16 protein-coding genes are annotated in these 11,937 nt (G+C 37.7%); 2 read left to right on the plus strand and 14 right to left on the minus strand.

Annotated features, from left to right (window positions below; genetic code table 11):
* From rplD to RQ907_RS04880, 9 genes are all read right to left on the minus strand, one after another.
* A partial coding sequence (gene rplD / locus RQ907_RS04840; protein ID WP_311492258.1) for a 50S ribosomal protein L4 occupies window positions 1–461 on the minus strand: 461 nt, incomplete at its 3' end.
* Window positions 462–471: 10 nt separating this feature from the next.
* On the minus strand, window positions 472–1,107 hold the full coding sequence (gene rplC, locus RQ907_RS04845) for a 50S ribosomal protein L3 (RefSeq protein ID WP_311492259.1): 636 nt from the start codon (window positions 1,105–1,107) through the stop codon (window positions 472–474).
* 79 nt (window positions 1,108–1,186) lie between these two features.
* The gene (gene rpsJ / locus RQ907_RS04850; protein ID WP_004826901.1) at window positions 1,187–1,498 is read right to left on the minus strand and encodes a 30S ribosomal protein S10; all 312 of its coding nucleotides are present in this window, start codon (window positions 1,496–1,498) and stop codon (window positions 1,187–1,189) included.
* 365 nt (window positions 1,499–1,863) lie between these two features.
* Window positions 1,864–2,805: a 2-keto-3-deoxygluconate permease gene (locus RQ907_RS04855; protein WP_311492260.1), complete on the minus strand. Its 942-nt coding sequence runs from the start codon at window positions 2,803–2,805 to the stop codon at window positions 1,864–1,866.
* 134 nt (window positions 2,806–2,939) lie between these two features.
* Entirely contained in the window at window positions 2,940–3,743 is an 804-nt protein-coding gene (locus RQ907_RS04860) for an alpha/beta hydrolase (protein WP_311492261.1), read from the minus strand.
* Window positions 3,744–3,854: 111 nt separating this feature from the next.
* Entirely contained in the window at window positions 3,855–4,805 is a 951-nt protein-coding gene (locus RQ907_RS04865) for a sugar kinase (protein WP_311492262.1), read from the minus strand.
* A gap of 152 nt (window positions 4,806–4,957) precedes the next feature.
* Entirely contained in the window at window positions 4,958–5,968 is a 1,011-nt protein-coding gene (locus RQ907_RS04870) for a LacI family DNA-binding transcriptional regulator (protein WP_311492263.1), read from the minus strand.
* Window positions 5,969–6,067: 99 nt separating this feature from the next.
* Window positions 6,068–6,622 carry a chromate transporter gene (locus tag RQ907_RS04875; RefSeq protein WP_311492264.1) on the minus strand — a complete coding sequence of 185 codons (555 nt, stop codon included), beginning with the start codon at window positions 6,620–6,622 and terminating at the stop codon, window positions 6,068–6,070.
* Window positions 6,612–7,169 carry a chromate transporter gene (locus RQ907_RS04880; RefSeq protein ID WP_311492265.1) on the minus strand — a complete coding sequence of 186 codons (558 nt, stop codon included), beginning with the start codon at window positions 7,167–7,169 and terminating at the stop codon, window positions 6,612–6,614. Before RQ907_RS04880 ends, RQ907_RS04875 begins: the two co-directional genes overlap by 11 nt.
* Window positions 7,170–7,229: 60 nt before the next feature.
* On the opposite strand from RQ907_RS04880, the gene RQ907_RS04885 reads away from it, so the two are divergent.
* Window positions 7,230–7,730: a dihydrofolate reductase gene (locus RQ907_RS04885; protein WP_311492266.1), complete on the plus strand. Its 501-nt coding sequence runs from the start codon at window positions 7,230–7,232 to the stop codon at window positions 7,728–7,730.
* Window positions 7,720–7,965: a hypothetical protein gene (locus RQ907_RS04890; protein WP_311492267.1), complete on the plus strand. Its 246-nt coding sequence runs from the start codon at window positions 7,720–7,722 to the stop codon at window positions 7,963–7,965. Before RQ907_RS04885 ends, RQ907_RS04890 begins: the two co-directional genes overlap by 11 nt.
* Window positions 7,966–8,035: 70 nt before the next feature.
* Here the strand turns inward: RQ907_RS04890 and thiE are convergent, their stop codons facing one another.
* The 5 genes from thiE to RQ907_RS04915 all read right to left on the minus strand — a co-directional run.
* On the minus strand, window positions 8,036–8,650 hold the full coding sequence (gene thiE / locus RQ907_RS04895) for a thiamine phosphate synthase (protein WP_311492268.1): 615 nt from the start codon (window positions 8,648–8,650) through the stop codon (window positions 8,036–8,038).
* Window positions 8,647–9,468, minus strand: coding sequence for a hydroxyethylthiazole kinase (gene thiM, locus RQ907_RS04900; RefSeq protein ID WP_311492269.1), 822 nt, complete (start codon window positions 9,466–9,468; stop codon window positions 8,647–8,649). Before thiM ends, thiE begins: the two co-directional genes overlap by 4 nt.
* A 52-nt stretch (window positions 9,469–9,520) precedes the next feature.
* Window positions 9,521–10,678: a 2-iminoacetate synthase ThiH gene (gene thiH, locus RQ907_RS04905; protein WP_311492270.1), complete on the minus strand. Its 1,158-nt coding sequence runs from the start codon at window positions 10,676–10,678 to the stop codon at window positions 9,521–9,523.
* 1 nt (window position 10,679) lies between these two features.
* The gene (locus tag RQ907_RS04910; RefSeq protein ID WP_311492271.1) at window positions 10,680–11,450 is read right to left on the minus strand and encodes a thiazole synthase; all 771 of its coding nucleotides are present in this window, start codon (window positions 11,448–11,450) and stop codon (window positions 10,680–10,682) included.
* The coding region (locus RQ907_RS04915; protein WP_311492272.1) for a ThiF family adenylyltransferase at window positions 11,440–11,937 on the minus strand (498 nt) is incomplete at its 5' end. The genes RQ907_RS04910 and RQ907_RS04915, both read right to left, overlap by 11 nt.

Genomic DNA, 11,937 nt, shown 5'->3' on the forward strand with positions numbered 1-11,937 from the left:
ACATAGGCTTTCTTATCAGCATCTAGAGCTTTAAGTGCATTTTTTGCTTCTTTAGTCTTAGCATTTTCTAGTTCAAGGCTGTCTACTACTACTAAATCTCCGTCGTTTAGTTTAGTTGTAAGAACTGAGTAAAGTGCTTTTCTTCTTAGTTTCTTAGCTAGTTTGTAGCTGTAGTCTCTTGGCTTTGGTGCAAATACAACACCACCGCCTGTGTAGTGTGGAGCTCTTATAGAACCTTGACGAGCACGTCCTGTTCCTTTTTGTCTGAATGGCTTTCTTCCACCACCACGTACCTCAGCACGAGTTTTAGCTGATTGTGTACCTTGTCTTTTATTTGCTAGTTGGTTTTTGATTACTTCGTAAACTGCGTGTTCGCTTACTTTTGTAGCGAAGATTGTTTCGTTTAGTTCAAGTTCGCCAACATTTTCTCCCTTAATATTTAAAATATTTACTTTAGGCATTTTATCCTCCTTAGTCTAGGCTTTTAATAGCTTGTTTAACTTCAACAAGTCCACCCTTAGGTCCTGGTACTCCGCCTTTTACTAAGATGTAGCTATCTTCAGCGTTAACTTTTACTAGCTTAACATTTTGGATAGTTACACGTTCGTGTCCCATTTTTCCTGAACCTTTTCTACCCTTGAATACTCTTGATGGGTCAGAACCTGCTGCTCTAGCACCTGCTACTCTGTGAGATTTTGAACCGTGGCTTGCTGGACCTCTTCCGTAGTTCCATCTTTTGATAGCACCTTGAGTTCCCTTACCCTTTGAAATGGCAACTATATCTACTAATTGTCCTTCTTCAAAGATGTCAACTGTGATTTTATCACCAGCTTTTAGTTCTGTCTCTTCTTCGCCAAGGTTGATTTCTTTTAGATATCTCTTGTATGAAGCGCCAGCCTTGTCATAATGACCTCTGATTGGCTTTTTAACGTTCTTTTCTTTTTTGTCAACTGTTCCGACTTGGATAGCATTGTATCCATCTACGTCTTTTGTCTTAACTTGAACAACTACGTTCTCGTCAGCTTTTAGAACAGTAACAGGAGTAATAACTCCGTCTTCGTCGATGACTTGAGTCATGCCTACTTTTGTTGTAAATATACTCTTCATGAGTCCTCCTTAATTACAGCGGATTGATCAATCTAGTTAATCCTTATTAACCTTTAACCGTCAATCATCCTAATTACAGTTATAGTTTAATCTCTATATCAACACCAGCTGGAAGATTTAACTTCTTTAGGGCATCTAATGTTTTTGCATTAGGACCGATGATGTCGATAAGTCTTTTGTGAGTTCTTTGTTCAAACTGTTCTCTGGAATCTTTGTATTTGTGAACCGCTCTAAGAATTGTAATTCTTTCGATTTCTGTTGGTAATGGAATTGGTCCACTTACTTCTGCTCCGCTTCTTTTTACCGCTTCTACGATTTTCTCTGCTGAGCTATCGATAACTTCGTGATCGTAAGCTCTAAGTCTGATTCTTATCTTTTGTTGATTAGCCATTTTCCTCTCTCTTTCTTTTACGCCCGTCCGGGCGTTTGATTATTTTTGGAAATCGCTCGGGATCATTCCCAAGCTTGCTCAGTCGGAGTTTCCTTATGCATTGGCCCATACATAAGCAACATCTAACTTCAAAGCACCTATATATAATACAACATATAGGACCATTTGGCAAGTGCTTATTTAAGATTTCTAAGCTTTTGCTTTTTTGTTTATTTTAAAATTTCAAACAAAAATCTATTTACTTACCACGGCCACTAATAAATATACTTTCAAACTAGCATTTTTCAAGGAAATCTTAATAATTTTTGTTGATTTTCAAAAAATTCCTTCCTTATATATAAAACTTATTTCCAAATCTTATAAAACTACCTAACTTTTCTTTTTCCTAATTTTTTCCAAAGGCCAGCTACAAAGGGTACCAAAAGCGAACTTATAATCACAACTGTTCCCAACTGAGCTGCTGCCAAACTTTCATAGGCTTGCCAAGACTTATCGAGATTGGCTACCAAGGCTGGCACTATAACAGAATTTCCCGCAGCTGTATAAGTAGAAATCGCAGCCCAACCTTGCCTCTTATTGATAAATATATCAGCAGGCAGGGAAATAAGAAAGCTAGCTCCAACTGTAAGGATTGATAAAACTACACCTGCTGGTCCACCCTTAAAAATCGCTCCAAGATTAATTCCTGCCCCGATTGCAAAGCCTAGGAAGGGCATGATATATTTTTGAGTTCCTGCCAAAAAACTGCAAAAATTCTTATCTATGTTGCCCAAAAATATGCCTACAAGGATTGGAAAGGCTAAATCCAAAATAGATGTCGGGGTAATATCAGCAATCCCGAGCATGGATAAGGTCAAAAAAGTAAATATAGGTACAGAAATAATTGCAGTTATGGCTGCACTTGCCATATCGTACTCATCACCATAATCGCCGATTAAACCTATAAAAATCGAATTGTTGTGGTTTGAAATTGCGGCTACAAAGGCTAGGGCAGAAATACCCAAAAAGCCTTCCCTTCCAAAGACCTTAAAAAATAAGAAGCCAAGGACAATAGCTGTTAACCACTTAGCTAAAAACAAAACTAATCCCCTGTGAATGGCAAGTTTGAGTCTTTTTATGGTAAGCTGACTACCAACTGCAACAAGGGTGACATCAATAAGTGCGTTTAGGCCTTCTTTGCTGGTAAGTGCCGCAGTCATTGGCCCAATTTCCAAAATATTTGGCCCCAGGGTATTGATTAGGGCAGCAAAAATCATCGGCACAACAATTGTCGCCGCCGGCACCCTTTTAAAAAATTTAGCTAACATAAATTCCTCCAATAATAGGGTTATTATACTCAGTTTTCAAAAAATTCCAGATTTTTCTCCTGGCTCAATTTCAAAATGATTCCCACAAAAAAAACTAAGGAAAGGCTCTTTCCCTAGCTTTTGTCTTATAAAACTTATATCCTATTGTTAATCCATCCTATGATATCGCTGATTACTTCGTCCTTGGCGTATTCGTTCATAATCTCATGGTATAAGCCCTTATAGATTTTAATTTGGCAATCTTTTGAAGAATTATTTTCGAAAAATTCAAAACTGTCTTTATAGTTTACAAGAGCATCATCCCTGCCATGGAGGATTAAAACTGGGTATGAGAAGTCTTTTTCATTTTCCTTAAACCAAGTAATTCCATCTTTGACTTCATAAAGCAAGCCAAGTTGGTATTTCTTAAGGTTTAATGGGTCAGCAACATAGGCTTCTACAACTTCTTTTACAGAGCAAACCCCATCGCCAAGCTCGTTTGGAATTTCTGTGTGTGGGTCAAGTCCTGGTCCAACTATTTCAGTTAACTTGTTAAAATCGTGTGTTAATCCACCAGAGGTTATAACACCTGTAAGCCTTTTATCTTTATACTTTGCCCCATATAGGCTTACTGCAAAACCACCCATAGAATGGCCTAGTAAAAATATTGGAAAGTTAGGATTTTCTCCTATAGCCCTATCTACAACGACATTTACATCACCTAACATATCGTTATAGTCTTTATAAAATCCCCTTTCACCATCAGACTGGCCGTGGCCCCTGTGGTCAAACCTGTAGGTTGAAAAACCTGCTTGGTGGAATTTTTGGGCTACATAATCGTACCTACCAGAATATTCTGCCAAACCGTGAACAATCACAACAGCAGCCTTAGCATTTGCCAATTCTTCCTTGTTGTAAAATAAACGTGTGCCATCAAAAGATTCAATAAAATTTGCCATAATTACCTCCCAAATTTTTATATTGAATATTTTTAAAACTTAGTAATTTTTTTACTTAGCTTACTTGCTAGAATTTTTATCTTTTCTGACTTAGGATATTAAATCAAAGACTTATTTTGATCTGCCTTTTTTTATGAAAGCTTCAAGCTCTTCGTGATTTGGTAGGCCTTCGTTGTCACTTCTGTTGCCAACTTGGATAGCACCAATGGCGTTTGCTCTTTCTACGCTTTCGTACATGGTTTTGCCTTCTATAATTCCGCTTAAAACCCCAACAGCAAAGCCATCACCAGCCCCAACTGTATCCACAACTTTTTCTACCTTAAAACCTGGAACTAGGTCTGACTTTTCACCGTCATTGTAATAAGCACCCCTTGAACCATTTTTAACTACAACTGTCTTTACCCCTAATTTTTGATAAAAATCTGCAATTTCGTCATTGTCAGAAGTTTTTGCTAGGACTTCTCCTTCCGCCTCACCAGGCAAGATTAGGTCTGCGAATTCTGCAATTTCATTTAAAACCCTAACCATAGTTTCTTCATCTTCCCATAAGGCAGGACGTAAATTAGGGTCAAAGGTTAGGAAAATATTATTCTCCTTAGCTCTTTCTGCCAACCTAAAAGTCGCTTGCCTAGCGCTTTGGGAAAGGGCTGGAGGAATACCTGTAATATGGATTAAATCAACACCTTCAAGGTCTATTTTATCAATATCTTCCTTGGTGATATGGGATGCAGCCGAACCCTTTCTATAATATGGAGCTTGTGGGTCACTACCATCTGTAACCCTATTTTTCAACTGAATACCAGTCCTATAAACAGGGTCATAAGCAAGAAAACTTGTACCTATTTCGTTTTTCTTTAGGGTTTTTTCTATATAATGACCAAATGGATCGTCTCCAAGTTTTGTTACATACTCAACCTTGTGACCAAGCCTTGTTAGCCCAATTGCAACATTAACCTCTGCCCCAGATATTGCCCTGGTAAAATGTTCAACATCTTCTAGGGGTCCAACCGTATCAGCAATCAATAAAGCCATAGGTTCACCAAATAAAATTACTTTAGCCATAAATCCTCCTTATATATCTTCATTAAAAAGCTAAAGGCATGTCTGCCTATTTTTTAAATAACAACCTTTAGATAAGCTTACAATTAATTTCTCTTATCTTAACTTAGATTGTGCGGCAATTTATTTTAAAATCAAGAAATTTTTCTATAAAATCACTTTTTCCTACTAGTAGTTTCCTTCTCAACAAGCTTTGCTTCGAGGGAAATATTAGTTTCAGCCTCCTCCTCATTCAAAATCTTAAGGAGGTTATCAATAGCAATTTCAACTTGGTCTGAAATCCTCTGATCAATCGATGTTATGGCTTGGTTAGTAAATTCAGTAGCGTGAATATTATCAAAACCAATAATTCCCAAATCTTCAGGAATTTTTATACCGGCATTTGCCATAAGTTTATAAGCGTTGACAGCTAAGGTATCAAGTTCAAACTGAATTGAGTCGAATTCTGGATTTTTCTTTAAAAAATCAATAAGATTTGGTAAATCTTTCTCAAGGCTCCTTACCTTAAATTCGACGAAATTTGCATCATCGTAATACTTATATAAGGCCTCAACAAAACCAGATTTTTTTGCTATATAGGACCTGGACATATAACCTGCATCTAAGGATACGTAAAGGGGTTTTTTGTAAGAATTGTCCCTTAAAAGTTTTACAGCCTGGTCCATCGCTTCAATTTCATCTATATATACATTTATAATATTTTCATTTTCATCGCTGGTCTTTACATTCAAAAGCGCCATGGGAATGATAACTGACATATTTTTTAGTTTTTCATAAAATTTTGCTTCCTCGTAGGTAGAACCAACCCCGATTATAGCGTCAACCTTACTTTCAACCAAAACATCCAGATAAGCCACTTTCTTTTCAAAACTATTGGTAGTCACGCAAAGAAGAGTAGTATAACCCAGCTTGTCAAGCCTTCTTTCGAGTTCATAAGCCGATTGGCTTTCAAAATACCCCCTAATATCAGGAACCATAATCCCAATCATCTGGGTAGAATTTTTGGCAAGACTCCTCGCAATCCTATTTGGCTTATAACCGGATTCTTCAATAATTCCTTCGATAATCCTCCTGGCCTTATCGCTTACATTTTTTGACTTGTTAATAACTCTGGAAACCGTCGCAGTAGAATACCCCGACTTCTCAGCTATATCATAAATATCCATACCAGCCTCACACATATCTCTATTATATATTATATCACAGAAAACGTTTCTTTATAATAATTTATAAAAAAAATCATACCAGCTGACTTTCCCTAATTTTTAGGCAAGAAAACCCAAAAGTAAATAGACTGCCCCGCTTGCCAGCATCAGCTTTATCGGGTCGTAATTCTTTTTTTGCATGATAATAAAAACTATGATGAAAATTCCAAGCATTTTGAAATCAAGATTTGCCATTGCCACAGGATTTACATCAAAAAGTGCAGTTTTTAAAATATCAATTCCTGCTATTAGGATCATTACAACAATGGCAGGTCTTAGGAATTTTAGGACTTCTGTAATCAAATCCAAATCCTTGTATTTTTTGTAAAAATACGAAAGGGCTCCAACTATGATGGCTGATGGAAGGATACAACCGATTGTAGCAGCAAGGCTTCCTGGAAAACCTGCAACTCTTTGACCCACAAAGGTAGCTGAATTTAGGGCGATTGGCCCCGGAGTCATCTGGCTAATAGTGATTAGGTCGTTAAATTCACTTACACCAAGCCACCCGTTTTGAGTAACTACTTCCTGTTGGATAAGGGGAAGGGCAGCATAGCCACCACCAAAAGAAAAAAGTCCGATTTTTAAAAAACTTATAAATAATTTAATTAACATGACCCCTCCTTTTTGTAAAAGCATTTATAAGGCCCAGACAAATAAGCCCACCGATTATATAAACTATGTTTACTTTCAAAAAGTATCCCAAGATAAAGGCAAGTACCATAATTACCGGCACAAATTTTGACTTTGTCTTAAGCAAGTCCTTGGCCATATCATAAGAAACCTTAAAAATCAGGGCGGCTATGGCTGCTTGCATGCCCTTTAAAAAACTTGCTATATAGTGGTTTGCTATAAAGGCTTGGTAGAACATTGATATCACCGAAATAATTACAAGGGGTGGGATGGCTGTCCCTAAAATTGCCACAAACATCCCAGGTATTCCTCCTGTTTCGTAACCAACAACTATTGACGCATTTATAGCAACTGCTCCCGGCGCCGACTGGGCAATAGCTGTCATATCAAGCATCTGATCCTTATCTATCCACTTTAATTTATCTACAAAAGTATCTTTCATCAAGGTCAAAATCACATAACCTCCACCAAAGGTAAAGGCTGATAAGTATAGGGTTGATTTAAAAATTTTCCATAATTTCTTTTCCATAATTTTCTCTTTCTACCTATATCTTACTATTTTTTTGGGTATAAGTAAGGAGAGGTGGTTATGAAATTAATACTAGCAGTTGATAAAAATTGGGCAATCGGTAGGGATAACAGAATGCTTTACGACCTAAAAAAAGACCTAACCCACTTTAAGGAAACCACGACCGGTGGCATGGTTATAATGGGGAGAAAAACCTTCGATTCTATGGGTTTTGCCCTTCCTAATAGGGAAAATATAATCCTAAGCCGTGACAAAAGCTTGAAGCGAGATGGAGCTCTGGTTTTTAATGATCCTCCTTCCATAATTTCTTATGCAGAAAATTCTCCCAAAGAGGCCTTTGTCATAGGTGGGGCAGAAATTGCAGAAATTTTTCTTGACCAAATTGATGAGGCAATCATCACGAAAATTGACAAGGAAAGTCCCGCTGACACCTACCTCCACAACTTTGATAAGGACCCCGATTTTGAAACAGTTGAAGAAAGCCAACCCCTTATCGACAATGGGATAAGGATAAAATTTGTAAAATACAAGAGAAAGGAAAGAAAAGAAAATGAAAGATAAGATATTATTTGTATCCGACCTCTGCCCAGATTGTGCAGGGATTTTAGGAGAAATTAAGGATGGTTCAGAAAAATATACTGACTATGATGTTGTAAACATCACATCTTCCATGCTAAGCCTAAAGCTATTCCTTAAATATAGGGACACTTTGGATGGCTATAAGGAAGTTAGAGATAGCCACAGGGCAGGAGTGCCTTCTGTGGTAATCGGTGAATCCGAGGTAAAATTTTTATAAATTCCAACTATAAATGATTTCTGTTTAGAAAAGCCTGGCTCATCATGCCAGGCTTTTTCCGTCCTTTAAATTATAGGATTTGGTTAATTTTTTCCTTCAATTTTCTTGTGTCTTCTTCTACATTTGGGCTATCCATGATTGCCCTTACAACACAAATTCCGTCCACGCCTGAACCTGCTAGGATATCTACATTATCAATATTTAATCCACCTATGGCATAGACTTTGATGCCTACATTTTTTTTGATTTCCTTTAGGGTCTCGACGCTAGTTCTTTTGGTTTTAACGTGGGTTTTGGTTTCAAATATTGCCCCAACTCCTAGATAATCAGCACCTTCCTTTTCGGCTTTTTTGGCAGCCTTTACAGACTTTGCTGTTGCCCCTATAATAGCATCAGGACCTAAAAGTTTTCTTCCAAGCTCTATTGGCATATCATCTGCACCGAGATGGACTCCTATACCAAGGGCCCAAGCCAAATGAGGTTTATCGTCAATTAGCATTGGGACTTTGTAGGAATCACAAAGGGCCTTGACCTTTTTGCCAAGGTCTAGGATTTCCAAGTCAGTCTTGTCTTTTTCCCTCAATTGGAGGATATCAACCCCACCCTTTAAGGCACTTTCCACCCTGGCTAGGAATTCTTCCTCGCTATACTTATCCGAATTTGTCACAAGATATAGTTTTTTCAAAATTTTATCTCCCTTACTTTTGCTTTTTTCCTTATTTCTTCATTGCTAATCACAGATATTTCATCCATTAAATTTACAAAAAATGTGTAAAGCCTTGGTGTATCTGCCTTTTCGCCACTCACTTCCATCAACAAGAGCCCTGCTAGGGCAGCTGAAACAGGGTCAGTCACAGCCATCAAGCTTGAAATCATTGCAGTTAACATACAACCTGTGCCGGTGATTTTGCTTAAGTTTTTAACCCCATTATCAATGGTAAAATAAGAATCTTCCCCAATAACTAGGTCAGTTTTGCCTGTAATCAAGACTGTTGACTGGTATTTTTTAGCAAAGTCCCTCGCTTCTCTGGCGATTTTTTCAATATTAGAGCCAAAAAGCTCGTCAGCCTTACCAACATCAATGCCCTGGGCATTTGATATCCCACTTGCAAGGGCCCTGATTTCTGAAGCATTTCCCTTAATTAGGTCAAAATGATACTTAGCTAAAAGTTCCTTAGCGAAATAATAGCGAAGAGTCGAAGCCCCAACTCCAACCATATCAACGGTTAGAGGAATATTTTTCTTTTTAGCTTCCTTGCAGGCCCTGTCAATGGCAACCATTCTTTCACTTGTAATATTACCCAGACTTAGGCTTAGGCAAGCAGAAATATCTACAATTTCAGCCACTTCATCCGGGTGGGCAGCGCAAATTGCCTTAGCTCCCATAAATAAAATGACATTTGCAACCATATTTATGGCGATTGGATGGGTGATTGCGTGGACTAGGGGTTCTTTTTCCCTCAATCTGTCCCTCGCTTCTAATATTTTTTCTAAATCAAACATTGCCCCTCCTTTCATTTTTTAAATGGTTTTTAAAATTTTTCGCAAAACCCTCTTATAGGTTGATATAGTCTGTAAATACTGGAGTCATGCCAAGCTTTTTTAGGTCGTCGAAAGTTTCTGCAGTTGACCTAGCATCGTCAATTTCAAATTGTTCATCACCCTCATCGGCACTTTTCTTTGACCTGTGACCGATTGATGTGTCCACAGATGCTGAAATTTTTGTGGCAGCATATTTTACAGCGAGATTTCTAAAATCTTTTGACTCCCTGGTTGAAAGGGTGATTGATGCAAAAGGCAAAAACATCCTGATTGCAGTCATGATTTGGAAAAACTTTTTATCGTCAACTATGTTGAATTTTAGAGAATTATCCGCACCGTGGGTTGGCCTTATCCTTGGCAAAGAAATGGCAATTTCTGCGTGAGGATATTTTTTCTGGATAAGGCTGGCGTGAATAGCAAGTTTAAAGGCTTCTTCGATTGGATCTCCCAAACCGAAAAGTGTTCCAAAACCAACTCCCCTAAAACCTGCCTTAAGGGCCCTTTCCTGGGTATCAATCCTATAGGAAAAGCTCCTCTTATGGCCGTAAGGATGGTAGTAATCATAGGTTTCTGGATTGTAAGATTCTTGGAAAACTGTCACAAAATCTGCCCCAGCCTCTCTTAAAATCTTGTAATCCGCTACATTGGCTGGATAAACCTCTATACCTATTACCTTAAAATACTTGCTTGCAATCCTACAAGCTTCCGCAATGTATTCTATTGATGAAAATCTTTGAGATTCGCCTGTTAGGATCAAAACATCTTCGATACCTGTTGCTGCCAAGGCCTTCATCTCCTCTTCGATTTCTTCGTAGGTTAATTTCGCCCTTTTTATATCGGACTTAGCCCTAAAACCACAATACCTACAGGAATTTTCGCAGTAATTCGCTATATAAATTGGAGAAAATAAGCAAACATTGTTGCCAAAATACCTTATTCTTTTCTCCTTAGCCAAATCTGCCATGACCTCTAGGTATTCTTCTGCCTCATCGCTTAGGAAGTTATACAAATCTCTTGGACTAAGACTTGATGATTCAAGGCTTGCCAACACATCAGCCTTGGTAACTTTTGTATTTTTTACTTCTTCGTAGGATAATTTTACCCTTTCTTTTATATCTGAATCGATTATATCCATTTCTGGGAAATAATCGAGCACACTTTTAATATTCATATCAGTCAAAAAAGTCCCTTAATGGTGAAGATGGGTCAGCACCTGTTTGTAAAACTCTACCTGGTTTTGCAAGGTAGGCGAGTCTGCCTCCTTCAATTCCCAATTTAAAGGCCTTGGCCATCAAATTTATATCGCTGGCAGAAGCTATACCTGTATTTGCCATGATAGCTGCGGCTCCCATTTCCATTGCTTCTGCAGCCTGACTTGGCACGCCAATTCCCGCATCAACAATAACTGGTAGGTCTATTTCGTCAATTATTATTTTTATAAAATCACGGGTAGCAAGGCCCTTGTTAGAACCGATTGGGCTGGCAAGAGGCATAATAGCAGATGCTCCTGCATCCCTTAAGTCTCTAGCAAAATTTAAATCTGGATACATATAAGGAAGAACTACAAATCCCTCTTTGGCGAGGATTTCTGTTGCCTTTAGGGTTTCAACATTATCTGGCAAAAGGTATTTAGAATCTCTCATGATTTCGATTTTAACAAAATTTCCGCAACCCATTTCCCTGGCTAACCTTGAAATCCTGATAGCTTCGTCAGCATTTCTTGCACCTGAAGTGTTTGGGATAATGGTAACTTCTTTTGGTATGTAATTTAAAATATTTGCCACATCCTTGGTATTTGCTCTTCTAAGGGCAACGGTAATCATCTGTGAACCAGCAGATTTGATAGCTGCATCAATTAATTCTGGAGAATATTTTCCAGAACCAAGGATAAACCTTGACTCAAATTTCTTATCTCCAAGTACTAAATAATCTTTATTTTCCATTTTTTTCTCCTATAATAATTTTAAGCGCTAAGAGAGCTTCTATATTTGCTACAATTCCTAGATAAGGTGCGTACAAACCTTGATCTGGACTTGATTTGAAGTCCCCAACCATAGTCACATTTTCTATTTTTTTAACCTTTATATCTGAAAAATCCCCAAGACCCGATAAGCCTGAAGCTATAATTAGTTTTTTGTCTTTCCTGCCCAAAAAATATTCAAAAACCAAACTCTTCATCTCTTTTTTATCAAAGGCCTCGATAAAAATATCAGTTTTTTCTGAAATATCATCTAGGTTTTCTTTTGTAATAAAAAGATTGTTGGAAAAAACTTTTGTGTAGGGAATGGTATCCTCGATTTTTTTCTTAGTTTGACTTACTTTTGATTTTCCCAAATCTTTTTGGTCGTAATTTTGCCTATTTAAGTTTGATAATTCAACCTTATCGTAATCGTAGATGTGAATTTCCCCAAGCCCACACCTGGCAAGGGC

This window comes from uncultured Anaerococcus sp. (assembly GCF_963510575.1).
Lineage (GTDB): Bacteria > Bacillota > Clostridia > Tissierellales > Peptoniphilaceae > Anaerococcus.

What these genes read in the sequence shown, in the direction of transcription:
- rplC (WP_311492259.1), bottom strand. Translation starts at nt 1,107, where the DNA reads ATGAAGAGTATATTTACAACAAAAGTAGGCATGACTCAAGTCATCGAC.
- rpsJ (WP_004826901.1), bottom strand. Translation starts at nt 1,498, where the DNA reads ATGGCTAATCAACAAAAGATAAGAATCAGACTTAGAGCTTACGATCAC.
- RQ907_RS04855 (WP_311492260.1), bottom strand. Translation starts at nt 2,805, where the DNA reads ATGTTAGCTAAATTTTTTAAAAGGGTGCCGGCGGCGACAATTGTTGTG.
- RQ907_RS04860 (WP_311492261.1), bottom strand. Translation starts at nt 3,743, where the DNA reads ATGGCAAATTTTATTGAATCTTTTGATGGCACACGTTTATTTTACAAC.
- RQ907_RS04865 (WP_311492262.1), bottom strand. Translation starts at nt 4,805, where the DNA reads ATGGCTAAAGTAATTTTATTTGGTGAACCTATGGCTTTATTGATTGCT.
- RQ907_RS04870 (WP_311492263.1), bottom strand. Translation starts at nt 5,968, where the DNA reads ATGGATATTTATGATATAGCTGAGAAGTCGGGGTATTCTACTGCGACG.
- RQ907_RS04875 (WP_311492264.1), bottom strand. Translation starts at nt 6,622, where the DNA reads ATGTTAATTAAATTATTTATAAGTTTTTTAAAAATCGGACTTTTTTCT.
- RQ907_RS04880 (WP_311492265.1), bottom strand. Translation starts at nt 7,169, where the DNA reads ATGGAAAAGAAATTATGGAAAATTTTTAAATCAACCCTATACTTATCA.
- RQ907_RS04885 (WP_311492266.1), top strand. Translation starts at nt 7,230, where the DNA reads ATGAAATTAATACTAGCAGTTGATAAAAATTGGGCAATCGGTAGGGAT.
- RQ907_RS04890 (WP_311492267.1), top strand. Translation starts at nt 7,720, where the DNA reads ATGAAAGATAAGATATTATTTGTATCCGACCTCTGCCCAGATTGTGCA.
- thiM (WP_311492269.1), bottom strand. Translation starts at nt 9,468, where the DNA reads ATGTTTGATTTAGAAAAAATATTAGAAGCGAGGGACAGATTGAGGGAA.
- thiH (WP_311492270.1), bottom strand. Translation starts at nt 10,678, where the DNA reads ATGAATATTAAAAGTGTGCTCGATTATTTCCCAGAAATGGATATAATC.
- RQ907_RS04910 (WP_311492271.1), bottom strand. Translation starts at nt 11,450, where the DNA reads ATGGAAAATAAAGATTATTTAGTACTTGGAGATAAGAAATTTGAGTCA.